Consider the following 25142-nt stretch of genomic DNA (forward strand, 5'->3'; position numbering starts at 1 on the left):
GCGGCCGCCGCCACGATCGCCGACAACGCCGGCTGACTCGTGGTCCCCGCCATCGCCGCGCTCGCCCCGTCGACGGCGTCCGCACCGGCCTGCCACGCCGCGAGATAGGTGGCCAGCTGCCCGCCCGGGGTGTCGTGAGTGTGGACATGGACGGGCAGAGCGAAATTGCTGCGCAGCGCGGTCACCAGCTTAACCGCCGCCGGAGCCCGCAACAACCCGGCCATATCCTTGATCGCCAAAACATGCGCGCCCGCATCCACGATCTGCTCGGCCAGCTTCAGGTAATAATCCAGGGTGTAGAGCTTCTCACCCGGATCCGCCAGATCCCCGGTATACGACAGCGCCACCTCCGCGACCGCGGTACCGGTCTCACGGACCGCATCGATCGCCGGCCGCATCTGATCCACATTGTTCAACGCGTCGAAGATCCGGAAGATATCGATCCCGGTCCCGGTCGCCTCGGCTACGAACGCCCGGGTGACCCGCTCCGGGTACGGCGTGTAGCCGACGGTGTTACGACCCCGCAGCAGCATCTGCAGACAGATATTCGGCACCGCCTCACGCAACGCCGCCAACCGCTCCCACGGATCCTCATACAAGAACCGCAACGCCACATCGTAGGTCGCCCCACCCCAGCACTCGATCGACAACAGTTCCGGGGTCAGCCGGGCTACGTGCCCGGCCACATCCAGCAGACCATTGGTCCGCACGCGGGTCGCCAGCAGCGACTGATGCGCATCACGGAAGGTCGTATCGGTGACCCCGACCGCCTTCTGCTCCCGCAACGCGGCCGCGAACCCCTCCGGCCCCAACCTCAGCAACCGCTGCCGCGAACCATCCGGCGGCGGCACCGACAGATCGATCCCCGGCAGCTTGTCATGCGGATACACCGCCGTCGGCCGCGCACCATGCGGCTTGTTCACCGTCACATCCGCCAGATAATTCAAGATCTTGGTGCCGCGGTCGGCGGGCTCACGGGTGGCGAGCAGTTCCGGTCGCTCGTCGATGAAGGAGGTGGTGATCCGGCCGGCGGTGAAATCGTCGTCGTCGAGCACCGCCAGCAGGAACGGGATATTGGTGGTGACGCCGCGGATCCGGAACTCCATCAGCGCGCGCCGCGCCCGGGCCACCGCGGTCGGGAAATCCCGGCCGCGGCAGGTGAGCTTGACCAGCATGGAATCGAAGTAGGCGCCGATCTCGGCGCCCAGGTTCGCGCCGCCGTCGAGGCGGATACCGGCGCCGCCGGGCGTGCGGTAGGCGGTGATGCGGCCGGTATCCGGGCGGAATCCGTTGGACGGGTCTTCGGTGGTGATCCGGCACTGCATCGCCGCACCGCGGATCGTCACCTTGTCCTGGCCGAGCCCCAGATCCGCCAGGCTCTCCCCCGCCGCGATCCGCAGCTGCGACTGCACCAGGTCCACATCGGTGATCTCCTCGGTCACCGTATGTTCCACCTGGATCCGCGGATTCATCTCGATGAACACATGATTACCGCGCTCATCCAGCAGGAACTCCACCGTCCCTGCACAGGAATAGCCGATCTGCCGGGCGAAGGCCACCGCGTCCGCGCAGATTTTCTCCCGAAGTTCCGGGTCCAGATTCGGCGCCGGCGCCAGCTCGATCACCTTCTGATGCCGCCGCTGCAGCGAACAGTCGCGCTCGAACAGATGCATAACATCGCCGTGCTGGTCGGCCAGAATCTGCACCTCGATATGCCGGGGATTGATCACCGCCTGTTCCAGGAACACCGTCGGATCACCGAACGCCGACTCGGCCTCCCGCGACGCCGCCTCGATCGCCTCACGCAACCCGGCCGGCTCCGCCACCCGCCGCATACCGCGCCCACCACCACCGGCCACCGCCTTCACGAAGACCGGGAACCGCATCGACTCCGACGCCGCCAGCAATTCCTCGACATCCGCGGACGGCGCACTCGAATCCAGCACCGGCAGCCCGGCCTCGCGGGCCGCCGCGATCGCCCGCGCCTTGTTACCGGCCAGCTCCAGAACCTCCGAGGAGGGTCCGATGAAGGTGATCCCCGCACGCGCGCAGGCGGCCGCCAGATCCGGGTTCTCCGACAGGAACCCGTACCCCGGGTAGATCGCATCCGCGCCCGCGGTCTTCGCGGCCTCGATGATGGCCTCCACCGAGAGGTAGGCGCGGACCGGATGGCCCTGCTCGCCGATCTCGTATGCCTCGTCGGCCTTCAGGCGGTGGACCGAATTGCGATCTTCGTGTGGGAAGACGGCGACCGTTCCGATGCCGAGCTCGTACGCCGCGCGGAAGGCTCGAATGGCGATCTCGCCACGATTGGCAACCAAGACTTTCGAGAACATTGACCCAACGTACCCGGCGCCACATCCAGCTTCGACAGCGAAGTCCACTTCACGGAATCTTCACAAGGGCGTATGGCAAGCCTGCGAAGACTTGGTCATCGGGCCGTCACAAACATCACGGCGGACCACGATGCCGGGATGGCGTGCGCCCGGGCTATGGTAGGAGACGCAGCTGGTCCGCCGGCCGGACGATGAGGAGCCCCGAACGTCCGGGTCGGCGTCGAAGCCCGCCACCGAGCGGGTGAGAGGGAATCCGGTGGAAATCCGGAACTGTCCCGCAGCGGTGAGCGGGAACGACCGCCGTCATGAGCACTGGGCGCACGGCCTGGGAAGCGACGGCCAGTAGGTCGGCCTATCGGCCGGTGCCCGTGAGTCCGAAGACCTGCCGGTTGTACCGGGTACGCCGTACCCGGTGACCACCGCCTCGTGGATTGGGCGTTGCGGTCCACCAGTGCTGACACGTCCCGTTCATACGGGAGATTCGGGGTCTCATCGGTGCCGCGCGTCCGCGGAAGGCGTTGGCAAACCGAACTTCAGTACTGGAGAACACCGTGACTGCTATTTCGCAAAGTCCGTTCACCGCGACGGTCCTCGGCCTTCCCCGGGTGGGGCCCCGCCGGGAACTCAAACGCGCCACCGAATCGTACTGGGCGGGGCGTATCGATGCCGATCAGCTGCACGAGACCGGCCGTACGCTGCGCCGCGATCAATACGCCGAACTGCAGGCTGCCGGTCTGGACTCCATCCCGGTCGGCACCTTCTCCTACTACGACCAGATGCTCGACGCGGCGGTACTGCTCGGTGCGTTGCCGCCGCGAGTCGCCGGTATCGCCGATCCGCTGGACCGCTATTTCGCCGCGGCGCGTGGGAACGATTCGGTCGAACCGCTGGAGATGACCAAATGGTTCGATACCAACTACCACTACCTGGTCCCCGAGATCGGTCCCGACACCACCTTCACGCTGAACCCGGACGAGGTCCTCGCCCAACTGCGTGAGGCGATCGAACTCGGTGTTGCGGCGCGACCCGTCGTTATCGGGCCGGTCACCTTCCTGAAGCTCGCCAAGACCTCCGGCGGCGCCGGGCTGGATCGGGTGGACGAACTCGTCCCGCTGTACCAGGAACTCCTGCGGCTGCTGGCCGAGGCGGGCGCGGGCTGGGTGCAGCTCGACGAACCGTCACTGGTCACCGATCTCACCGACGACGAGCTCGCGACCGTCCGCCGCGTCTACACCGAGCTGACCGCACCGGCCGACCGGCCGGCGATCCTGGTCGCCACCTACTTCGGGCATCCGGGCCCGGCACTGGCCGCCTTGGCCGCCACCGAGGTCGAGGGGATCGCGGTCGACCTGGTCGCCGGCACCGACGTGTCCGAAGTGGCCGCTGTTCCGGCGCTGGCCGAAAAACTGCTGGTCGCGGGTGTCGTCGACGGCCGCAATGTCTGGCGCGCCGATCTGGACAAGGCGCTGTCGACACTGGCCACTCTGCTGGGGTCGGCGAAATCGCTGGCGGTCTCGACGTCCTGCTCGCTGCTGCATGTGCCGTATTCGCTGGCGGTGGAGACGCAGCTGGACGACGCGCTGCGGTCCTGGCTGGCGTTCGGTGCCGAGAAGGTCGCCGAGGTGCGGGTACTGGCCACCGGCCTGATTTCGGGCACCGAGGCGGTCACCGCGGAACTCGAGCAGGCCCGGGCCGCCGCCGCGAGCCGTCGCTCCGATCCCCGGATCAGCAACGGCCAGGTGCGGGCGCGGCTGGCCGCACTGGGTCCGGACTCCATCCGGCGCGCACCCGCCGAGGAGCGGCGGACCCTGCAGCAGAACCGGCTCCAGCTGCCTCCGCTGCCGACCACCACGATCGGCTCCTACCCGCAGACCTCGGCGATCCGGCTGGCTCGCGCCGCACTGCGCAAAGGCGAGATCGACCAGGCCGAGTACAACCGGCGGATGCAGGCGGAGATCACCGAGGTGATCGCCCTGCAGGAGAAGCTGGAGATCGACGTGCTGGTGCACGGCGAACCGGAACGCAACGATATGGTCCAGTACTTCGCCGAGCAGCTCGACGGTTTCGCGGCCACCGAACTGGGCTGGGTGCAGTCCTACGGCACCCGCTGCGTGCGCCCGCCGATCCTGTTCGGCGATGTCACCCGGCCGACGCCGATGACCGTCGACTGGATCACCTTCGCGCAGTCGCTCACCGATAAGCCGGTCAAGGGGATGCTCACCGGTCCGGTGACCATCCTGGCCTGGTCGTTCGTCCGTGACGACCAGCCGCTGGCGGATTCGGCGAAACAGGTCGCCCTGGCGATCCGGGACGAGACCGTCGACCTCCAGAACGCCGGTATCCGGATCATCCAGGTGGACGAACCGGCGCTGCGCGAACTGCTCCCACTGCGCAAGGCCGACCAGCCCGCGTACCTGGACTGGTCGGTGAACGCGTTCCGGCTCTCCACCTCCGGCGTGGCCGATTCGATCCAGATCCACACGCACCTGTGCTACTCGGAATTCGGTGAGGTGATCGACGCGATCGCCGGACTGGATGCCGATGTGACCTCGATCGAGGCGGCCCGGTCGCATATGGAGGTGCTCGACGACCTCAACGCGGCCGGATTCGACGCGGGCGTGGGACCCGGTGTCTACGACATCCACTCACCGCGGGTGCCCGGCACCGAGGAGATCACCGCCTCGCTGCGCGCCGCGCTGAAGGCCGTACCCGCGGACCGGCTCTGGGTGAACCCCGACTGCGGTCTGAAGACCCGCGGCCCGGCCGAGGTGGAGGCCTCGCTGCGCAATATGGTCGCCGCGGCGCGGGCCGTGCGCTGACGAAATGACAACCGGTCCGGGCCGTGACGGCCCGGACCGGTCAGCCCTCCCCAGCGTCGGGTTCCCGGCGTCTGGCACGCTCCGCCGCGCATTCCGGGCAGCGCCGCGTCATCCGCAGCACCGGCCGGACCCGCGGCTGCGAGGTCGTCGACAACCGCCGTACCGCTCGGCACCCCTGCTCCGATTCCATCTACCCGACCCCTTCCCCTCGGCGTTACCTGTGCCAGGTTTGACGCCGGTCACCACACCCCGGTTCCCCTGTGCCGCTGCCTTTTCCGGCGTACGCGACCCGGAGGCGGTCAGGATTTGGCCAGGTATTCCAGGCGCTCGGAATCCACCGCCGCGTGCATCATCGCCGCGAGCCCGGGATGGCGGGTGAGACCCGGATCCTCGGCGACCACCGCGCGGGCGAGTTCCTGCGCCGTGGAGATGACCTCCAGATCGTCGAGCAGAGAGAGCAGCCGCAGCGAACGCGCCGTCCCCGACTGCGCCGAACCCAGCACATCACCCTCGCGCCGCTGGCGCAGATCGAGCACCGACAGCTCGAAACCGTCGGTGGTGCCGGCCACCGCTTCCAGTCTCGTCATCGCCGGCCCGCCGGGAGCCGCGTCGGTGATCAGCAGGCACAACCCGGGATGTTTCCCACGCCCGATCCGGCCGCGCAGCTGATGCAGCTGGCTCACCCCGAAACGGTCCGCGTCCACGATGACCATCACCGTCGCGTTCGGCACGTCCACGCCGACCTCGACCACGGTCGTACAGACCAGTACATCGATATCGCCGGCGTTGAAATCGCGCATCACCTGGTCTTTCTCATCGGAGGGCAACCGTCCGTGCAGCAGCCCGATCCGCAGAGCCGCCAGCGGTCCGGCACGCAGCCGGTCGAACACGTCGAGGACGGCCTGAGTGCTGGGCGGTTCCTTGTCGGCGCCCTTGCCCTTCGATTTCCCGCCCCGGGCGCCGCCGCCCTCCTCGTCGTCACCGATCCGCGAACAGACCACGTAGGCCTGGCGGCCCTGGCCGACTTCCTCGGTGATCCGCTCCCACGCCCGGTCCACCCAGTTGGGATGTACCCGGCGCGGGACCACCTTCGACGCGATCGGCGACCGGCCGCGGGGCAGTTCGGTGAGGGTGGAGGTCTCCAGATCGCCGAGTGTGGTCATAGCGATGGTGCGCGGGATGGGAGTGGCGGTCATCACCAGCAGATGCGGGGAGTTGCCCGCTTTCGCCTTGGCGCGCAGGGCGTCCCGCTGCTCGACGCCGAAGCGGTGCTGTTCGTCGACCACGACCATGCCGAGATCGAAGAATTCGACCGCGTCCTGGATGAGGGCGTGCGTGCCGATCACGATCCCGGCGTCGCCGGTCACCGCGGCGAGCAGCGCCTCGCGTTTGGCGGCGACCGGCATGGACCCGGTGACCAGCGTGATCCGGGTGGCGTGCTCCGCCGCGCCCAGCTCCCCGCCCTGCCCCAGATCACCCAGCATCGTGCGCAGCGACCGGTAGTGCTGGGCGGCCAGTACCTCGGTGGGCGCCAGTAGCGCGCACTGCCGTCCGGTATCGACGACCTGCAGCATGGCGTGCAACGCGACGATCGTCTTACCCGATCCCACCTCGCCCTGCAGCAGCCGGTGCATGGGCTGCTCACGGGACAGATCCGCGGAGATCTCATCGATGACCTGCTGCTGTCCGGCGGTGAGGTCGAACGGCAGCCGCTGCTCGAACGCGGCGGCGATGCCGTCGGCGCGCGGCGGGCAGGGCGGGGCGATCCGCGCCGACACCTCGTGCCGGCGTTCGGCCAGCACCAGTTGCAGGGCCAGCGCCTCGTCGAAACGCAGCCGCTCGCGCGCACGTTCGATATCGGTCTTGTGCTCGGGCAGATGGATGAGCCGCAGCGCCTCCCCGACCGGCATCAGCGCCCGTTCGGCCCGCAACTCGTCCGGCAGCGGGTCGGTGAGCGGGTCCAGCTGATCGAGCACCTGGCGTACGCAGGCCAGGATCTCCCAGCTCTGCACTTTCGCGGTGGCCGGATAGACGGGCAGGTATTCCCGTTCGAAGAACGACATGTCCACGCCGTCGGAGCCCTTGGCGCTCTGCGCGATCCCGCGCAGGTCGCCGCCGCCGCGCACGGTGGTCAGCGCCGGTTCGTCGTCGCCGGCCTCGGGCAGGATCAGATAGCCGGGATGGCTGAGATTCCACTGTCCGGGCCGCCAGTAGGTCACCGTTCCCGACATCATCGCCCGGGCGCCCTGGCGGACGGCGTATTTGACCTTGTCCCCGTTGAAGAACGTGACATCCACACCGCGGCCGGCGCCGGTGTCGAGCACCACCTTCAGCAGCGAACCGCGGCGCTGCCGCATCGGCCGCAGTTCGGCTTTGGTGATCCGGCCGATCACGGTGATATGCGCCCCGTCCTCCGGCGCCTCCTCGGTGAGCGGCTGTCCCTGGGTGGCGTACCGCAACGGGTAGTGGCGCAGCAGATCCTCCACGGTCCGCATATCGAAGGCGTCGGCCAGCGACCCGGCCGCTTTCGCGCCCAGGACATGATCGAGCCGATCGCTCAGTGTCGCCATCGCGATACTCCCGTCACCGTGGGCACCCGCGTCTGCCGGATGCTCATTCCACCCCGATCTGTATCAGGTCACCGTGCTGCCCGCCGGAATACACCGTGACCTCCACACCGGGGAACTCCGCCCCGATATGGTGCGCGAGACCGTCGGCGAGACCGTCCGGGGCCTGCGCGCCGACCAGCAGGGTCACCAGTTCACCGCCGAGCCCGAGCATCCGGTCCAGCAGGATCCGGCCCGCGGTCCGGGTATCCGCGTCGATCACGACCACATCATGGCCGACCAGGCCGAGACCGTCGCCCGGCCCGCAGGTTCCGACCATGGTGAGGGCGCGCTCGCGCGCCCGGCGCAGCGCTCCCCAGCGGGTGGCGGCGGCGGCCTCCGACATCGCGAAGGCGTCGTCGACGGCGATCCGGGACCGGTCGTGCACCGCGAGCGCGGCCAGTCCCTGCACCATGCTGGCGCTGGGCAGCAGCAGCACATCGCGGTGCGCGTCCCGGGCGGCCGCGCCGACGGCGACCAGTTCCTGCGCGGGCAGGGCGCCGTTGGGCAGAACGAGCACCTCGCGGTGCGGCAGCCGGCGGATCGCCGCGAGCAGCGCGGCCGCGCGCAGGGCGGGTTCGGCGCCGAGCACCACCGCGCCCGCCGCCTCGAACAGCGCGGTGGCGCCGGTTCCGGCGGCGACCGCGAGCACACAGCGGTCGGCCGGTTCGGCGGACCGCCCGGAGCTCGGCCGGGACCGGTCCCCGGTGGCGCGGACGGTGGACCGGGGGTCCCCACCGCACGGGACCCCGGCACGGCCGCGAGCGGCCGGCGCCTCGTGCGCCACACCGGGTCGCGCGGGCGGTGCGGTTTCCGTGAGGTACTCGATGCGGATATCCGCCACCCGGCCGGCGGCCGACCCCGCCTCCACCGCCGCCCCGGCGTCCGCACAGTGCACATGCACCGACCAGCCGCCGTCACCGTCGGCCGCGACGACCACCGAATCACCCAGATCGTCCAGCCGTGCGCGCAGATCCGCGGGCGAGGCGGCCCCGGTGATCCGGTACATCACCTCGTAGCGCGCTTCCTCCGGTACCGCCCGCGCCCCGGCGCGCGGCGCCACGGGGCCCCCGTATTCGCCGCGTGCCGGGGCCGCGCCGGTGAGCACCGCGACCATCTCGTCCAGCAGCACCAGCAGACCCCGGGCGCCGGCGTCCACCACACCCGCGTCACGTAACACGTCGAGCTGGTCGCGCGTCTCCTCCAGCGCCCGCCCGGCGCCCTCGGCTCCGGCCCGCGCCGCGGCGGCGAGATCGGCCCCGCGGGATCCGGCCGCCGCGGCCCCGGCTCGATCCAGAACGGTGAGAATCGTGCCCTCCACCGGGCGGCTGAGACTCTCGCGCACCAGCACGGCGGCCCGCAGCAGGCCCGCCCGGTAGGCGGCGGCGGTCAGCTCCGGACCGCTCGTCGTCTCGGCGAGACCGCGTAGTACCTGCGCGATGATGATCCCGGAATTGCCCCGCGCGCCCGATACCGCACCCCGCGCCAGCGCCGCGGCCGCCCGGCCCGCCGCTATCGGCGCACCGGGCCCGCCGGCCGCCCGGTCCGCCTCCGCGACGGCGGCGCGCAGGGTCGACAGGAGATTGGTTCCGGTATCGGAATCGGGCACCGGGAAGACATTGAGCGCGTCGATCTCCCCGCGCCGCGCCTCGAGACCCGAGACACAGGCCCGGCCCCACCGCAGCAGACCGGCGCCGTCGAGCCCCGTGACGCCGGGCGCGGTACCGTCGGATACGCCGTCCGTACCGTCGTTCACCTGCCGGGCCTCGGCCACCGCCACCTCGTTCCTCACCAACGGAATCTCCCGGTCGCCAGGTTAGCGGGACCGGCCCGCTCCCTCGGCACTACCGGGGCCCGGACTCCGGGCGCGGCGCCGGGCGCATCGGCCCCGGTTTGGAGTATGAATGCGGGTCGGGCTACCCTTGCAGGGTTGCCTGGCGCGACCGTGACACGGTCTGCGCTCTCCGAGCCCGGTGTTCGGCAGGCATGACGACCTTGTTCTCGGATCGACCGCTGTACCGGTGGCAGATCCCCACCATGACATGAAGGAGTTCGCGACTATGGCTGCCGTCTGCGACGTCTGCGCCAAGGGCCCCGGCTTCGGTAAGTCGGTCTCGCATTCGCACCGGCGCACCAACCGTCGCTGGAACCCGAATATCCAGACCGTGCGCGCGCAGGTCGCCCCGGGTAACACCCGCCGGATGAATGTGTGCACCTCGTGCCTGAAGGCGGGCAAAGTCGTCCGCGGCTGAGCGCTGCCGGACCGTCCGCCGTCGCGGCGGACCCCGTAGACCTTCGAATACGCTTCGCCCCGGCTCCCCCACGGGAGCCGGGGCGAAGTCGTGTCCGCGTTCGGGCCGGTTCCGGCCGCGGCGGGTCCGCGGATGAGCTCCGGGCCGCAACCCTGGACCATCCTCCCCGCCGGCCCGGTCCATGCCCGGGCCCTGGCGGCATGCAATATCGCCTGCTGGCGTGAGGCCTATCACGGCCTCGTACCCGATCACCTGCTCGACGCGTTCGATGTGGACCGCAGCGCCGCGAGCTGGGCCCGCGCCGCGCGCCGCCACGACGGTTCGATCCTGATCGCGCGGATCGGCGCGGAGGTGGTCGGATTCACCCGATACGGCCCGCCGCAGGAGCACCCGGCGGTCGCCGACCGCGAACTGGCGGCCATGTACGTCCGGGCCCGCTGGTACGGAACCGGGCTCGCGCATGCCTTGCTCGGCGCGGTCCTGGAACCCGGCCGGTCCTGTTCACTCTGGGTTTTCGACCGCAACCCGCGGGCCCGCGCGTTCTACGCGAAATACGGTTTCGCCCCCGACGGCACCGAGCGGTCCGAACGCTTCGGCGCCGCAACCGAGATCAGGATGGTGCGCCCGGCAGTAATGTCTGGGCCATGAGCACCGAAGCAGAATACGTCCGGATCGATGACGGGGTCCTGGAGATCACCCTGTCCACCGCCGCCAAAGGCACCTCGCTGGATTTCGCGGGAGTGGCGGCGGGTACCGCCGCGCTGGAGGCGCTGAAACCGGAGGTGGGTGCCGTACTGCTGACCGGTGCGGGCCCGAACTTCTGCGCCGGCGGCGATGTCCGGGATTTCGCGGCCGCCGAGGATCGTTCCGCCCACCTCTACAACCTGGCCGACACCCTGCACGTGCTGGTTCGCGCTCTGGACTCCGCGCCGGTTCCGGTGGTCGCGGCGGTACACGGCTGGGCCGCGGGCGCCGGAATGAGCCTGGTCTGCGCGGCCGATATCGCGATCGGCGGTCCGGGCACCAGGATGCGGCCCGCCTACCCCGGTGTCGGGCTGAGCCCGGACGGCGGGATGTCCTGGACCCTGCCGCGCCTGGTGGGTGCGGCCAAGGCCCGGGAGATCCTGCTCACCGACGCGGTACTCGACGCCGCCGAGGCCCAGCGTCTCGGCATCCTGGCCCGGATCGCCGCCGACGACGACGCGGTGCTCGGCGCGGCCCGCGAGCTGGCGCGCACCCTGGCCCGCGGCCCGCGCGCCAGTTACGCCTCCATCCGGACCCTGCTGAGCGATTCACCGAACGCGACGCTGAGCGAGCAGCTCGACGCCGAACGCGACGCCATCGGCGCCGCGGCGGGTAGCCCGACCGGCCGGGAAGGCGTGGACGCGTTCCTCGCCAAACGCGCCCCGGATTACTCCGGCCTGGCCTGACGGCACCTCAGCGCGAGGTCAGCACGAATTTCGCCACCGCCTCGGTGAAGGCGTCGTTGTCGTCACCGGCGGCGGTATGCGCGGCATTGCCGATTTCGACGATCTCGGCGTGCGGGACCAGGGCCTGGAATTCGGCCGCGCCCTCGGCGCTGACCACATCGGACTGCAGTCCGCGGACCAGCAGCACCGGGATGGTCAGCGCCCGCGCGGTGCCGTCGAGGGTGCGCGCCATCTGGTCCGGATCGGCGGATTTGTCGCCGAGGATGCCCGGATCCCAATGCCAGTACCAGCGACCGTCGCGTTCGCGCAGATTGCGCAGCAGGCCGGTATTGGATTTGGGGCGCGGCCGGTGCGGGAGATATTCGGCCACCGCGTCGGCGGCTTCGTCCAGGGTCGCGAAACCGTCGGGGTTCTTGCTGAGGAAGGTGAGGACCCGGTTCACGCCTTCGGGTTCGGGGCGGGTCACGATATCGACGAGCACCAGCGCGGAGATGGCCTGCCCGCCCGGTGCCGCGGTTGCCAGCAGGCCGGTGATACCGCCCATACTGGCGCCGACCACCACCGCGGGTCCGCCGCCGAGTTGTTCGAGGATCGCGATCACATCGCCGACCATGGCCTCGTAGCGGTAATCGCGATCCGGCGCCCACTGGCTGTCGCCGTGACCGCGGGCGTCGAGTGTGACCGCCCGGATCCCGGCCGCGCCGAGCTGGGCACCGGTCTGTTTCCAGGAGTGCCGGGTCTGGCCGCCGCCGTGCAGGAACAGCACGGGAGCGCCGTCGGAGGGGCCGTATTGGTCCGCAACGAGCTCGATCCCGCCCACGCCGCGCAATCGCAGCCGGACGGGATCGAGCAGATTGTTCGCATTACTCACGATTTTCAGCATCGCAAATATGCGGACGTTACGCCGTATGAACGGACAAATCAGCAGTCCAGATCCATGGCGCTGAGGGTCCGCTGGAACAGGCAGGCGCCTTTGGCGTTCACCGAGGCCGAGATCGTGGACGATCCGTTCGAGGTGAAGTCCTCGGCGACCGGGGCGGTGACCGGGGCCGGCTCCAGCCGCAGCGGGGCGGCTCCGGCAGTCGCCGCGGCCCCGCCCGACAGGGCGGCGCCCAGTGCGAGCGAGGCGGTGATGCCGCGCAGTTTCATGGTGTGCTCCTCACTTGTTTCTCTTTCGACGCCCGGTCAGGGCAGGCGCCAGTCCACCGGCTCGGCGCCGAGTTCGTCCAGGAGTTCGTTGACCCGGGAGAACGGACGCGAACCGAAGAATCCCCGCGACGCCGACAGCGGTGACGGATGCGCGGATTCGATACAGGGCACCTCGGCCTGGGTCAGCGCCGGTTTCAGCGAGGCCGCGTCCCGGCCCCACAGCACCGCCACCAACGGCTCGTCCCGGGCCACCAGGGCCCGGATCGCCTGTTCGGTGACCTGCTCCCAGCCTTTACCGCGATGCGAGGCGGGTTTTCCGGGCGAGACCGTCAGCACCCGGTTCAGCATCAGGACACCCTGTTCCGACCAGGGGCTCAGATCACCGCACGCGGGCGTGGGATGGCCGAGATCCTTGCTGTATTCGGCGAAGATATTGGCCAGGCTGCGCGGTACCGGCGAAACATCCGGCGCCACCGAGAAGCTCAGCCCCATCGGGTGGCCCGGGGTCGGGTACGGATCCTGGCCGACGATCAGCACCCGGACCTGCTCGAACGGATGCCCGAAGGCGCGCAGCACGTTCTCCCCCGAGGGTAGATACCCGCGACCCGCGGCGTTCTCGGCACGCAGGAATTCGCCCATCGCCGCGATGCGATCGGCCACCGGCTCCAGCGCTTTCGCCCAGCCCGGATCGATGATGTCCGCGAGTGGTTTCGTGCCCATGACCGCACAACCTATCGTGACCGGTCCGATTTCGCCGAGTCCGTCCCCGCGAAGGCTTCCCAGCCCGTGGGACCCTCGTATCGGACACCGTCGACCGTAACGCCCTGACCGGCCTCGATACGCCCTATCGGGGTCCAACCGGGTGGCGGCTCCGCTCCGGGCGGCCAGACGCCGGCGAACACATGGTCCTCGCCGCCGGTCAGAATCCATTGCCGCGCATCGGCTTCCAGCGCGTCGGCGCAGCGCCGCAGCGCGGGGTCGGCCAGTGCGCCGAATCCGATATCGACCGCGACTCCCGACGCGGCGGCGAGATGCCCCAGATCGGCGAGCAGTCCGTCGGAGATATCGGTGAGCGCGACGGGCGCGTGGCCGTCGCGGATCGCGGCGCGCACCAGATCGTACGGTGGCCGCGGCGCGCGATGCGCGGCCAGCGCCCGTTCCGTCTCCGCGGTCTCCGCGACCTCCGGTGCCGTGAGCACGGCATATCCCGCCGCCGACCAGCCCGGGCTGCCGGCGATCGCGACCGTGCCGCCCGCCCGCGCGCCGGACCGGGTGAGATACGCGTCTGCCAGCGGATCGCCGAAAGCGGTCACCGAGATCACCCAGTGCGGGCTGCGCACGATATCCCCGCCGGCCACCGAACCACCGGCCCGCGCGGCCTCGTCCCAGAATCCGTCCGCCAGCCGCAGCACCGCCTCGGCCGGGCAGTCGGCGGGGATCCCCAGCCCGATGACGTAGCCGGTGGGTTCCGCGCCCATGGCGTAGATATCGGCGGCGTTCTGCGCGATCGCCTTGCGGCCGATGTCCTCGGGACTCGACCAGTCCAGCCGGAAATGCCGGTCCTGGATCAACATATCGGTGCTCACCGCGTAGTGGCCGCGGGCGGCCGTCACGACCGCGGCATCGTCGCCCGGGCCGAGCCGGACCGCCGGTCCGTGGGCCCGGCCTGCGTTGATCCGGGCGATGAGGGCGAATTCGCCCATCTCCGCGACCGTCGGTCCTGTACTGATCGTGCGACCCTTCCTCGCTCGCCGCCGCCGCGGTCGCCCGCCGCTCCCCGCCCCGCTCCGGACCGACGGTACCCTGTGCCCGGTGACCAGGCGCGGCGGCCGGATGCCGCGCCGGCCGTTCGACGAAAGGACCGCCGAGGATGCCGGGGACATCGCCGGACCGGGACGCCGATTCCCCGGACGCCGACTCATCGGGGCGGACCGAGCCGTCCGAGCCGGAGAACTCGACCGAGCCCGCCGGCCGTACCCCGTACCCGCCCGCACTGATCGCCACCGCGGTCGCACTGCCGGTGGCCCTGGTCGTGGGTGTGGTCGTCGCCGCGGTGCTGGTCCTGCGCAGTCCGTCCGAGCCCGACCCCGTGGCGCTGGGCCCGGTCCCCGCGCCCGCGGCCGACGGTCCCGCCTGTACGGCGCTGGTCCCGGCACTACCCGCCGATATGGGCGATTTCACCCGCGCGACCCTGGTCGATCCGGCGCCTCCGGCGACCGTGGCCTGGCAGCGCCCCGAGGGCGGCGAGCCCATCGTGCTGCGTTGCGGACTCGACCGGCCGCTGGAGTTCAACCGGGCTTCCGCGCTGCAGATCGTCAACGGGGTGCAGTGGTTCGAGATCCGTGACGACGCCGCGGCCACCGCCACCTGGTTCGCCGTGGATCGCGAAACCTATATCGCGCTCACCGTTCCCGACGGATCCGGTCCGACGCCGCTACAGGCGGTATCGGACACCATCACCGCGCATCTGCCGGCCCGCCCGATCGATCCGGGCGAACTCCCGAACTGACCGAGGAGGTCAGCGCAGCCCGACGCCCCGCGCCAGCGCCGTATCGATCAGCGTGGTGAGCAGTTCGCTGTAGGCGATTCCCGTGTGCTCCCACATCCGCGGGTACATGGAGATCGGCGTGAAACCGGGCATCGTGTTGATCTCGTTGATCACCGGGCCGTCCGCGGTGACGAAGAAGTCCACCCGGGCCAGGCCCTGGCAGTCCAGGGCGCGGAAGGCACGTACCGCCATGGCCCGCACCTCGTCGGCGACATCGTCGTCCAATTTGGCGGGTACGTCGAATTCGCAGACATCGTCGAGGTACTTGGTGTCGAAATCGTAGAAGGCGGGCCCCTGCTCCGCCGTGGCGCCGGCCGGTTCCTCGGGCATCTTGATCTCGGCGAGGACGCTGGCCTCCACCCGGCCGTCCGGGAACTCCAGCACTCCGCATTCGACCTCGCGGCCGATGATCGCCGCCTCCACGATCACCTTCGGATCGTGTTCGCGGGCGGTGGCCACCGCGGCGTCCAGATCGGCCCAGTCGGTGACCTTGGTGATCCCGATGGAGGATCCGCCGCGCGCCGGTTTGACGAATACCGGCAGCCCCAGCCGCTGCCGGTCGGCCGGCGCCAGGGTCGCGGTACCGGGCCGCAGCACCACCTGCACGCCTACCGGCAGACCGTCGGCGGCGAGCAGTTTCTTGGTGAATTCCTTGTCCATCCCGGCCGCGCTCGCCAGCACCCCGGGACCGACGTACGGGATTCCGGCCAGTTCGAGCATGCCCTGGACCGTGCCGTCCTCGCCGAACGCACCGTGCAGCACCGGAAAGACCAGGTCCACGGTGTCGAGGGCCGATCGCGGATCATCGAGCGGTACCAGTGTTCCGGGGCGGCTGGGATCGGCGGCGAGCACCAGTTCGGGTCCGCCGCCGGTAACCGACGGCAGGGTCCGGTCGTGGCGGTCCAGCGCCGCGGTATCGCCGCCGGCCAGTACCCAGGTGCCTTCGGGCGTGATGCCGATCGGCACCGCCTCGTACCGCTGCGGATCGAGATTGCGCAGCACCGCTCCGGCCGATACGCACGACACCCGGTGTTCGTTACTGCGCCCGCCGAAAACCACGGCAACCCTGATCCGATCCATGTCCGAACGGTACCCTGCCGCGACCTCCGGCAACCCTCGCGCACCGCCGGGGAAGCGCTATTCGGATTTGATCCGGCGCCCCAGCAGCATCTCCACCGCGGACTGCACCGCCAACCCCTCGTGGCACACCCCGTGCACCGCTTCGGTGAGCGGCATCTCCACCCCGTGCGCGGCGGCCAGCGCCCGCACCGAGGAGCAGGATTTGACGCCCTCGGCGACCTGCCCGTGCGTGGCCTCCTGCGCCGCCTGCATGGACCCCCCGCTGCCCAGCACCTGCCCGAAGGACCGGTTGCGCGACAGCGGCGAGGTGCAGGTGGCGATCAGATCGCCGATACCGGCCAGCCCGGCCAGGGTCACCGGTTCCGCGCCGAGCGCGACGCCGAGCCGGATGATCTCGGCCAGCCCCCGGGTCATCAGACCGGCGAGCGAGTTGTCGCCGTACCCCATGCCCGAGGCGATCCCGCAGGCCAGGGCGATGACGTTCTTGCAGGCCCCGCCGATTTCGCAGCCGATCACATCGGTATTGGTGTAGGGCCGGAAGTAGCCGGTGACGCAGGCCTGCTGCACCGCCACGGCCCGCGCGGCGTCGGGGCAGCCCACGACGGTGGCCGCGGGTTGCCCGGCCGCGATCTCCTTGGCCAGGTTGGGGCCCGACAGCACCGCGATCCGGCTCGGATCCGCACCGCTGACCTCGGCGATCACCTGGCTCATCCGCAGCAGGGTGCCGCTTTCGATCCCTTTGGCCAGACTCAGCAGGGTCGCGTCGGAGCCGATGGCCGGCGACCACAGTTTCAGGTTCGCGCGCAGCGATTGCGAGGGGACGGCGAGCACCACGATCTCGGCGCCGTCCAGGGCGCGGGCGTGATCGTCGGTGGCCGAGACCGGCGGCAGCTGCACACCCGGCAGGTAGTAGGGGTTGCGGTGGTCGGTCGCGAGTGCCTCGGCGACCTCGGGCCGGCGGGCCCAGATGGTGACATCGGTTCCCGCGTCCGCCAACACCTTCGCGAACGCCGTGCCCCACGATCCCGCGCCCAGTACCGCCGCCCTCGTCATCAGCCCAATATGCCATGACAGGATGGGGCCATGTGCCCGCACACCGTGCACGCCGTCATCGCGGTGAAAACCCTGGAGAGCGCCAAGAGCAGGCTGGCCGGGGTGCTGGCCCGCGAGCAGCGGTCGCGGCTGGTGCTGGCCATGCTGGCCGATACCGTGCGGGCGGCGGGCGCGGTACCGGCGATCGCCTCGATCACCGTGGTCACCCCCGATGCCGCGGTCGCCGAAACGGCCCGCGCGCTCGGCGCGCAGATCCACCCCGAACCCGCCGCCGGGGGCGACGACGGCCTCAACACGGCGCTGGCCGACGCGGCGGCGGCGCTGCGGGCCCGCCACGGCGCGATCGGATTGCTGGCGCTACAGGCCGACCTTCCCGCCCTGCGCCCGGCCGAGCTGGCGGCCGTCCTGGCCGCGGCTCCCGCGCGGACCCGGGCACTGGTCGCCGATCACGCAGGCACCGGGACCGCGGCACTGCTGGCACCGGCCGGGATCGCGCTGCGACCGCGGTTCGGCCGTGATTCCGCTCACCGGCACCGCGCCGACGGCGCGCAGGAACTCCGCGGCCAGTGGCCGGGTCTGCGCCGCGATATCGACACTCCCGAGGATCTGGCGGCCGTCCTGGCCCTCGGGCCCGGCCGGGATACCGCCGCTCTGCTGGGCGAACCGGGCTGGCCACATCACGTTCGGGAAGCGGTCACCCAGGTGTGCTAGGCAGTCGCCACCGCGTGAACTCGAGATAACAGTCACCTCGCGTATATGCACACCCACCGGTTCGTAGGGAATGATCGTAGGCGTGAGCGATACGGAAATCTTCAAGCAGCAACAGGTGCTACCCACCCCGCCTCCGGCCGCCACCCAGATCCCCCTCGGCGGCGACGCACCGCGTTTGCCGGCCGATCGCTACCTCAACCGGGAATTGAGCTGGCTCGATTTCAACGCCCGGGTTCTCGCCCTCGCCGAGGACAGTTCGCTGCCGTTGCTGGAACGCGCGAAATTCCTCGCCATCTTCGCCTCGAATCTCGACGAGTTCTATATGGTCCGCGTGGCCGGTCTCAAACGCCGCGCCGAAACCGGCCTTTCGGTGCGCTCGGCCGACGGTCTCTCGCCCAACGAGCAACTCGCGATGATCGCGGCCCGCACCCAGGATCTCGCCGTCCGGCACGCCGAGGTCTTCCTCGGTGAGGTGCTGCCCGCCCTCACCGACGAGGGCATCGAGATCATCGACTGGGCCGACTTGCACGACGCCGAACGGCAACGACTGTCCGCGCATTTCCAGGACCAGGTGTTCCCCGTGCTCACACCCCTGGCCGTGGATCCCGCGCATCCGTTTCCCTATATCAGCGGCCTGAGCCTGAATCTCGCCGTCACCGTCCAGGACGAGACCACCGGTGGCGAGCATTTCGCCCGGGTGAAGGTCCCCGACAATGTGGACCGTTTCGTCCGGGTACGCCGCCCGAACTCCGGCACCGGCGGCTCGATCGCGGCGTTCCTGCCCATGGAAGCCCTGATCGCCGCGCATCTGGATCAGCTGTTCCCCGGGATGACCGTGGTGGAGCACCATTCGTTCCGGATCACCCGCAATGCCGATTTCGAGGTCGACGAGGATCGCGACGAGGATCTGCTGCAGGCCCTGGAACGCGAACTGGCGCGCCGCCGCTTCGGCTCACCGGTCCGGCTCGAGGTCTCCGACGATATGACCGAGCACATGCTCGATCTGCTGCTGCGTGAGCTCGAGGTCGATCCGGCCGATGTCATCCAGGTCCCCGGTCTGCTGGATCTGTCGTGCCTGTGGCAGGTCTACGGCGTCGACCGCCCGAACCTCAAGGACGCTCCCTACGTTCCGGCCACACCGCCCGCATTCGGCGAGCGCGAGACACCGCGCAATGTCTTCCAGGCGCTGCGCGAGGGCGATGTCCTGGTGCATCACCCCTATGATTCGTTCTCCACCAGCGTGCAGCGGTTCATCGAACAAGCCGCGGCCGATCCCCAGGTGCTGGCCATCAAGCAGACCCTGTACCGGACCTCGGGTGATTCACCGATCGTGAACGCGCTCATCGATGCGGCCGAGGCCGGTAAACAGGTGGTGGCCCTGGTCGAGATCAAGGCCCGGTTCGACGAGCAGGCCAACATCAAATGGGCCCGCACGCTGGAACAGGCGGGCGTCCATGTGGTCTACGGTCTCGTCGGGCTCAAAACGCATTGCAAAACCTGCCTGGTGGTGCGCCGCGAGGGGTCGACCATCCGCCGGTACTGCCATATCGGCACCGGCAACTACAACCCGAAAACCGCTCGGCTCTACGAGGACGTCGGCCTGCTCACCGCCGCCCCGGAGATCGGCGCGGATCTCACCGATCTGTTCAATTCGCTCACCGGCTATTCCCGCAAGGCCGACTACCGCAATATCCTCGTCGCCCCGCACGGTATCCGGGCCGGGATCATCTCCCGGATCGACAGGGAGATCGAGCTGGCGCGCTCGGGCGCGGAGGCCGGGATCCGGTTGAAGGCCAACGCGCTCGTCGACGAGCAGGTGATCGACGCCCTCTACCGCGCGTCGCAGGCCGGCGTACCGGTCCGGATCGTGGTGCGCAGTATCTGCGGGCTGCGTGCGGGTGTGCAGGGGATGAGCGAGAACATCGAGGTGCGCTCCATCCTCGGCCGCGTTCTGGAGCATTCCCGCGTCCTGAACTTCCGGGCGCAGGGCGAGTTCTGGATCGGCAGCGCCGATATGATGCACCGCAACCTGGATCGCCGCGTCGAGGTGATGGCCCAGGTGAAAGATCCGAAGCTGTGCGAGCAGCTGGACGGGATCTTCGAATCCGCACTGCATCCGATGACCCGCTGCTGGATCCTGGACCCCGACGGCAATTGGAGATCCAGCCCCGATCAGGCGGGTACCGGGCCCGACGGCAACGGTATCGAGGTCCGCGACCACCAGGTCGCGCTGATGCGCCTACGCCGCCCGGATCAGCAGTGAACAAGGTTCATACACCCCCGTCCTACCCCGATCCCCGCACCGCGCCCAATATCTACGCGGCCGGCACCGTGCTGTGGCGCCGTTCGCCGGTTTCCGCCGGCGGTATCGATATCGCGGTGATCCGGCGGCCCAAATACCAGGATTGGTCGCTGCCGAAGGGAAAACTCGATCCCGGTGAGACTCCGGTGCTGGCCGCCGCCCGCGAAACCGAGGAGGAAACCGGGTTGCGGCCGCGACTGGGCCGCTATCTGGGCAAGGTGACCTATCCGATCACCGGCCACCGCAAGATGAAACGGGTCGACTACTGGGCCGCGGAGGTCCTCGGCGGGGAATTCGTCGCCAATCACGAAGTCGACGCACTCACCTGGTGTCCGCTGGATACGGTGATGGCGGCGCTGTCGTATCCGATGGACCGCCAGATAGTGCGGGCTTTCACCCGGCTACCGCACGATACCCGGACCGTTCTGCTGGTCCGGCACGCGAAAGCGGGCCGCCGGGACCGTTTCAAAGGACCGGACGAGCAACGCCCACTCGAACTGGCCGGCTATCAGCAGGCGCTGGCGCTGGTCCCGAATCTGCAGGCCTTCGGTGTCGGGGAGGTCTACTCCGCCGACCCGCTGCGCTGTGTGCAGACGGTGACGCCCCTGGCCGAGGAGATCGGGGTGGAGGTGGCGGTGGAACCGCTGCTGGGCGATATCGGCTACGCCGCCGAAACCGGGAAGGCGCGGGAGCGGATCCGTTCGCTGGCGCTCTCGGCGCGGGATGTGCCCGTATTCTGCAGCCAGGGCGAAGCCATTCCGGATCTGGTCCGCTGGTGGGCCGAGCGCGACGGGATGCGCCTGTCACCCGCGCGAACCCGGAAGGGTTCGGTCTGGGTGCTCTCGTTCGCGGGTGGACGCCTGGTGGCCGCCGATCATCTCGACCGATCGCTGGCGGTCGATACAGCGCCCGCGGTGACTCCGTAGCGGGGCGCCCCGGTCCCGGGGCGGCGAGGTGTGCGGTACTGAAGACACGGTCACGCCCCCGGGGATCTCCCGGGGGCTTGTCCGTCCGGCGTTTCGGTTGTCGGTTGTCGTGTGCCGCCGGGCCCAGATGAGGCCCGACCCACTCGGCGACCAGCACCGTGCGCTGGTCGGAAAGCCTTCGATGGCTCCGGCTCGCGGGTCAGCGAGCCCTTTTCGCGGTCTTCTTGGCCGGGGTCCGCTTCGCGGTAGTGGCCTTCTTGGCCGCCGTGGTCTTCTTGGCCGTGGCCTTGGCGGCGGTTTTCTTCGCCGTGGCCTTGGCGGTGACCTTCTTGGCCGTGGTCTTCTTGGCCGTGGCCTTCTTGGTCGCCGCCTTCTTCGCGGCGGTGCTCTTGGCCGGTGCCTTCGTGGCCGTCTTACGGGCCGTCGATTTGGCGGGGGCCTTGGTGGCGGTCTTCTTGGCAGTGGTTTTCTTTGCCGTTGTCTTCTTCGCCGTGGATTTCTTGGCCGCCACAGGAGCATTGACACCGCGTTTCACCGCGGGGCCGGTTGCCGCGAGCTTCTGTTTACCCGCGATTACCGCCTTGAACTGAGCGCCGGGCCGGAACGCCGGCACCGAAGTGGGCTTCACCTTGACGGTTTCCCCGGTACGCGGATTCCGCGCCACCCGGGCAGCCCTCTTACGCTGTTCGAACACACCGAATCCGGTGATGGTGACGCTCTGCCCTTTGTGTACCGCGCGCACGATCGTATCGACCACATGCTCGACTGCCGCGGTGGCCGTGCGCCTGTCAGTACCCAACTTTTCGGTCAGAACGTCGATCAGTTCCGCCTTGTTCATTGAATCCTCCGCAGACTAATGGCCCGTCGTCGGACCGACTAGGTACCACGGTAAACCCACATTGGGCAAGAGTCTATGTGCCACGCCAAAATTCATGTGGTCTAGCACACGCCCAGCTACCACGACATCTGAGCGGCCTCTAAGAGGCCGAGAACATTACGCCTGCGAAATAGGTTCGGGCAGGGTCTTTGGTTTCCAACCTGGCCTTGCCTTTTCGAACTCGTCGATCACATCACTACGTCGCAGGGTCAGGCCGATGTCGTCCAAACCCTCCAGGAGGCGCCACCTGGTGTAGTCGTCAATATCGAACGGCAACACGATGGTTCCTGCCGTCACCGTGCGTGCCGCGAGGTCCACAACCAATTCCAGTCCGGGTTGTTCCTCGAGCAACTTCCAGAGCAATTCGACATCATTCTGTGACATTCGCGCGGCCACCAGACCGCCCTTGCCCGCATTACCGCGGAAGATGTCGGCGAAACGTGAAGAGATAACTACCCGAAAGCCATAGTCCATGAGCGCCCAGACAGCGTGCTCACGCGATGATCCGGTACCGAAATCCGGTCCGGCCACCAGCACCGAACCGTGCTTGTAGGGCTCGGTGTTCAGAATGAAGTCGTCGTCCCCGCGCCAGGCGGCGAACAGGCCGTCTTCGAATCCCGTTCGAGTGACGCGCTTCAGATAGACGGCCGGGATGATCTGGTCGGTGTCGACATTGGACCGGCGCAACGGGACGCCGATCCCCTTGTGCACACTGAAGGCTTCCATCGTATTTCTCCTATATCGGCTATAAGTACGTTTCGGAATGCGGCCGGGGGGCTCAGTTCAGATCGGCGGGGGCCGAGAGCGTACCCCGGACGGCGGTCGCGGCGGCCACGAGCGGCGATACCAGGTGGGTACGGCCACCTTTGCCCTGCCGGCCCTCGAAATTGCGATTGGAGGTGGAGGCGCACCGCTGCCCCGGCTCGAGCTGATCCGGGTTCATCCCCAGGCACATCGAGCAGCCGGCCTGCCGCCATTCGGCCCCGGCGGCGGTGAAGATCTCGCCGAGCCCCTCTTCCTCGGCCTGCGCGCGCACCCGCATGGACCCCGGCACCACCAGCATCCGCACCCCGTCGGCGACCTTGCGGCCCTTCAGGACCCCGGCCACGGCCCGCAGATCCTCGATCCGGCCGTTGGTGCAGGATCCGACGAACACCGTGTCCACCACGACGTCGCGCAGCGGCATCCCCGGGGTCAGATCCATGTACCGCAGGGCCTTCTCCGCGGCGTCACGGGCGGTTTCGTCGGCGATCTGCGCCGGATCCGGGATATTGTCACCGAGCGGCAGCCCCTGGCCCGGGTTGGTCCCCCAGGTGACGAACGGCGTCAGCGCGCTCGCATCGATATGCACTTCCCGGTCGAAAACGGCACCCTCGTCGGTCTTCAGCGCGTCCCACGCCGCCACCGCGGCATCCCAGTCGGCGCCCTGCGGCGCGTGCGGGCGGCCTTTCAGGAACTCGTAGGTGGTTTCGTCCGGTGCGATCATTCCGGCCCGGGCGCCCGCCTCGATGGACATATTGCAGACCGTCATCCGCGCTTCCATCGACATATTCCGAATGGCCTCACCGCGATACTCGAGGACATATCCCTGGCCGCCGCCGGTGCCGATTTCGGCGATCACGGCCAGAATCAGATCCTTGCTCGTCACCCCGGGCGGCAGCACACCGTCCACGGTGATCGCCATCGTCTTGAACGGCCGCAGCGACAGGGTCTGGGTGGCCAGCACATGTTCGACCTCGCTGGTGCCGATTCCCATGGCCAGCGCGCCGAACGCGCCGTGGGTGGAGGTATGGCTGTCACCACACACCACGGTGGTGCCCGGCTGGGTCAGCCCCAGCTGCGGCCCGACCACGTGCACGATGCCCTGTTCGAGATCGCCCATCGGATGCAGCCGGATTCCGAATTCCGCGCAATTGTGCCGCAGCGTCTCCACCTGGGTCCGCGACACCGGGTCCGCGATCGGTTTGTCGATATCGACCGTCGGGACGTTGTGATCCTCGGTGGCGATGGTGAGATCGGGACGGCGCACGGGCCGCCCGGCCGCGCGCAGGCCGTCGAACGCCTGCGGGCTGGTGACCTCGTGCACCAGATGCAGATCGATGTAGATCAGATCGGGTTCGCGCGCCTCGCCCTCACCTTCGCCGCGGGCGACGACATGCTGTTCCCATACTTTCTCGGCCAGCGTACGTGGCATTGTGCGATCACCTTTCGGGCCGGCATCCGCTCCGGGGGAGCCCCACACGGATACGCAATAGCTGGAATCGGGCGCCCGCACTCCAGGACGTCACCTGGGCTGTTCGGAATAGCATCTCAGAATGCGGAACGCTAATATCGTTGTATGAGACAGCATAGCGGTATCGGCGTCCTGGACAAAGCGGTGGCAGTGTTGTACGCGGTCGCCGAACGGCCCTGCGGTCTCAACGAGCTCTGCGAGCGCACCGGTCTGCCGCGCGCCACCGCGCACCGGCTGGCCGTGGGATTGGAAACGCACCGGCTACTGGCCCGGGACGGAACCGGCGCCTGGCGCCCGGGTCCCGCACTCGCCGAACTCGCGGCCGGCGCCGCCGATCCCCTGCTCGAGGCCGCCACCACCATTCTGCCGCGGCTGCGCGAGATCACCGGAGAGAGTGTGCAGCTGTACTGCCGCGAGGGTAAGGAACGCGTCTGCGTCGCCGCCCTGGAACCGCCCGCCGGGTTACGCGATACCGTTCCCATCGGTTCCCGGCTACCGCTGACCGCCGGTTCGGCCGCCAAGGTATTGGTGGCGTGGGGGGATTCCGATCTGCAGCGCGCGATCCTCGCCGATGCGGCGTTCACCGAGCGCACCCTCGCCGAGGTGCGCAAACGCGGCTGGGCGCAGAGTGCGGGCGAACGCGCGGCGGGAGTCGCCAGTGTGTCCGCCCCGGTCCGCGATCAGCAGGGCGCCGTGGTCGCCGCGATCTCGGTCTCGGGTCCCATCGACCGTATGGGCCGCCGGCCCGGCGCCCGCTGGGCCGCCGACCTGGTCGCGGCGGCCGACGCCCTGCACCGCCGGCTCTGAACGAGCCCGGTGT

General features: G+C 69.3%; 21 protein-coding genes and 1 riboswitch. Of the genes, 9 read left to right on the forward strand and 12 right to left on the reverse strand.

What is annotated here, in order from left to right:
- A partial coding sequence (locus tag ACZ6SF_RS24870) for a pyruvate carboxylase (RefSeq protein WP_466064958.1) occupies nt 1-2336 on the reverse strand: 2336 nt, incomplete at its 3' end.
- Nucleotides 2337-2582: 246 nt separating this feature from the next.
- A riboswitch (cobalamin riboswitch) is annotated at nt 2583-2720 on the forward strand.
- 167 nt (nt 2721-2887) lie between these two features.
- On the opposite strand from ACZ6SF_RS24870, the gene metE reads away from it, so the two are divergent.
- Nucleotides 2888-5155, forward strand: coding sequence for a 5-methyltetrahydropteroyltriglutamate--homocysteine S-methyltransferase (metE, locus tag ACZ6SF_RS24875; protein WP_466064959.1), 2268 nt, complete (start codon nt 2888-2890; stop codon nt 5153-5155).
- Nucleotides 5156-5454: 299 nt separating this feature from the next.
- Here the strand turns inward: metE and recG are convergent, their stop codons facing one another.
- Nucleotides 5455-7725 (reverse strand): ATP-dependent DNA helicase RecG, encoded by a 2271-nt coding sequence (gene recG / locus ACZ6SF_RS24880; RefSeq protein WP_466064960.1) that lies wholly within the window; start codon nt 7723-7725, stop codon nt 5455-5457.
- A 43-nt stretch (nt 7726-7768) separates the two neighbouring features.
- Nucleotides 7769-9517, reverse strand: coding sequence for a DAK2 domain-containing protein (locus tag ACZ6SF_RS24885; RefSeq protein ID WP_466065550.1), 1749 nt, complete (start codon nt 9515-9517; stop codon nt 7769-7771).
- A gap of 304 nt (nt 9518-9821) precedes the next feature.
- On the opposite strand from ACZ6SF_RS24885, the gene rpmB reads away from it, so the two are divergent.
- The 3 genes from rpmB (at nt 9822) to ACZ6SF_RS24900 (ending at nt 11443) form a co-directional block, all read left to right on the forward strand.
- Nucleotides 9822-10013 (forward strand): 50S ribosomal protein L28, encoded by a 192-nt coding sequence (rpmB, locus tag ACZ6SF_RS24890; protein WP_011210730.1) that lies wholly within the window; start codon nt 9822-9824, stop codon nt 10011-10013.
- Between the two features lie 90 nt (nt 10014-10103).
- Nucleotides 10104-10661, forward strand: coding sequence for a GNAT family N-acetyltransferase (locus ACZ6SF_RS24895; protein ID WP_466064962.1), 558 nt, complete (start codon nt 10104-10106; stop codon nt 10659-10661).
- The gene (locus ACZ6SF_RS24900; protein WP_466064964.1) at nt 10658-11443 is read left to right on the forward strand and encodes an enoyl-CoA hydratase/isomerase family protein; all 786 of its coding nucleotides are present in this window, start codon (nt 10658-10660) and stop codon (nt 11441-11443) included. The genes ACZ6SF_RS24895 and ACZ6SF_RS24900 overlap by 4 nt, the downstream gene beginning before the upstream one ends.
- A gap of 7 nt (nt 11444-11450) precedes the next feature.
- On the opposite strand, the gene ACZ6SF_RS24905 is transcribed toward ACZ6SF_RS24900, so the two are convergent.
- Genes ACZ6SF_RS24905 through ACZ6SF_RS24920 form a run of 4 tightly spaced genes read right to left on the reverse strand, consistent with a single transcriptional unit; the run spans nt 11451 to nt 14412 of the window.
- Nucleotides 11451-12314, reverse strand: coding sequence for an alpha/beta fold hydrolase (locus ACZ6SF_RS24905; protein ID WP_466064966.1), 864 nt, complete (start codon nt 12312-12314; stop codon nt 11451-11453).
- Nucleotides 12315-12364: 50 nt separating this feature from the next.
- Nucleotides 12365-12592 carry a hypothetical protein gene (locus ACZ6SF_RS24910; protein ID WP_450001128.1) on the reverse strand — a complete coding sequence of 76 codons (228 nt, stop codon included), beginning with the start codon at nt 12590-12592 and terminating at the stop codon, nt 12365-12367.
- A 36-nt stretch (nt 12593-12628) separates the two neighbouring features.
- Nucleotides 12629-13312, reverse strand: coding sequence for a uracil-DNA glycosylase (locus tag ACZ6SF_RS24915; RefSeq protein ID WP_466064968.1), 684 nt, complete (start codon nt 13310-13312; stop codon nt 12629-12631).
- Nucleotides 13313-13323: 11 nt separating this feature from the next.
- Nucleotides 13324-14412 (reverse strand): thiamine-phosphate kinase, encoded by a 1089-nt coding sequence (locus ACZ6SF_RS24920; RefSeq protein WP_466065551.1) that lies wholly within the window; start codon nt 14410-14412, stop codon nt 13324-13326.
- A gap of 50 nt (nt 14413-14462) precedes the next feature.
- Here ACZ6SF_RS24920 and ACZ6SF_RS24925 point away from each other — a divergent pair, with 50 nt between their 5' ends.
- Nucleotides 14463-15101: a DUF3515 domain-containing protein gene (locus tag ACZ6SF_RS24925; RefSeq protein ID WP_466064970.1), complete on the forward strand. Its 639-nt coding sequence runs from the start codon at nt 14463-14465 to the stop codon at nt 15099-15101.
- Nucleotides 15102-15110: 9 nt separating this feature from the next.
- On the opposite strand, the gene ACZ6SF_RS24930 is transcribed toward ACZ6SF_RS24925, so the two are convergent.
- Together ACZ6SF_RS24930 and ACZ6SF_RS24935 are read right to left on the reverse strand one after the other, a co-directional pair.
- On the reverse strand, nt 15111-16220 hold the full coding sequence (locus tag ACZ6SF_RS24930) for a D-alanine--D-alanine ligase family protein (RefSeq protein WP_466064972.1): 1110 nt from the start codon (nt 16218-16220) through the stop codon (nt 15111-15113).
- Between the two features lie 57 nt (nt 16221-16277).
- Nucleotides 16278-17273 carry an NAD(P)H-dependent glycerol-3-phosphate dehydrogenase gene (locus ACZ6SF_RS24935; RefSeq protein ID WP_466064974.1) on the reverse strand — a complete coding sequence of 332 codons (996 nt, stop codon included), beginning with the start codon at nt 17271-17273 and terminating at the stop codon, nt 16278-16280.
- 30 nt (nt 17274-17303) lie between these two features.
- Here ACZ6SF_RS24935 and cofC point away from each other — a divergent pair, with 30 nt between their 5' ends.
- The 3 genes from cofC to ACZ6SF_RS24950 all read left to right on the forward strand — a co-directional run bounded on the left by cofC (nt 17304) and on the right by ACZ6SF_RS24950 (nt 21212).
- Nucleotides 17304-17984, forward strand: coding sequence for a 2-phospho-L-lactate guanylyltransferase (cofC, locus tag ACZ6SF_RS24940; protein ID WP_466064976.1), 681 nt, complete (start codon nt 17304-17306; stop codon nt 17982-17984).
- 70 nt (nt 17985-18054) lie between these two features.
- Entirely contained in the window at nt 18055-20247 is a 2193-nt protein-coding gene (locus ACZ6SF_RS24945) for an RNA degradosome polyphosphate kinase (protein WP_466064978.1), read from the forward strand.
- On the forward strand, nt 20244-21212 hold the full coding sequence (locus ACZ6SF_RS24950; protein ID WP_466064980.1) for an NUDIX hydrolase: 969 nt from the start codon (nt 20244-20246) through the stop codon (nt 21210-21212). Before ACZ6SF_RS24945 ends, ACZ6SF_RS24950 begins: the two co-directional genes overlap by 4 nt.
- A gap of 199 nt (nt 21213-21411) precedes the next feature.
- Here the strand turns inward: ACZ6SF_RS24950 and ACZ6SF_RS24955 are convergent, their stop codons facing one another.
- The 3 genes from ACZ6SF_RS24955 to leuC all read right to left on the reverse strand — a co-directional run bounded on the left by ACZ6SF_RS24955 (nt 21412) and on the right by leuC (nt 24283).
- A complete protein-coding gene (locus ACZ6SF_RS24955) occupies nt 21412-22050 on the reverse strand; it encodes an HU family DNA-binding protein (RefSeq protein WP_357423399.1) in 639 nt (212 codons plus the stop codon).
- 156 nt (nt 22051-22206) lie between these two features.
- Nucleotides 22207-22815, reverse strand: coding sequence for a 3-isopropylmalate dehydratase small subunit (gene leuD, locus ACZ6SF_RS24960; protein ID WP_466064981.1), 609 nt, complete (start codon nt 22813-22815; stop codon nt 22207-22209).
- A gap of 52 nt (nt 22816-22867) precedes the next feature.
- Nucleotides 22868-24283, reverse strand: coding sequence for a 3-isopropylmalate dehydratase large subunit (gene leuC, locus ACZ6SF_RS24965; RefSeq protein ID WP_466064982.1), 1416 nt, complete (start codon nt 24281-24283; stop codon nt 22868-22870).
- Between the two features lie 144 nt (nt 24284-24427).
- Here leuC and ACZ6SF_RS24970 point away from each other — a divergent pair, with 144 nt between their 5' ends.
- A complete protein-coding gene (locus ACZ6SF_RS24970) occupies nt 24428-25129 on the forward strand; it encodes an IclR family transcriptional regulator (RefSeq protein WP_466064984.1) in 702 nt (233 codons plus the stop codon).
- The last annotated feature ends 13 nt before the right edge of the window (nt 25130-25142 follow it).

The sequence above is a fragment of the Nocardia sp. NPDC049935 genome (assembly GCF_055586645.1).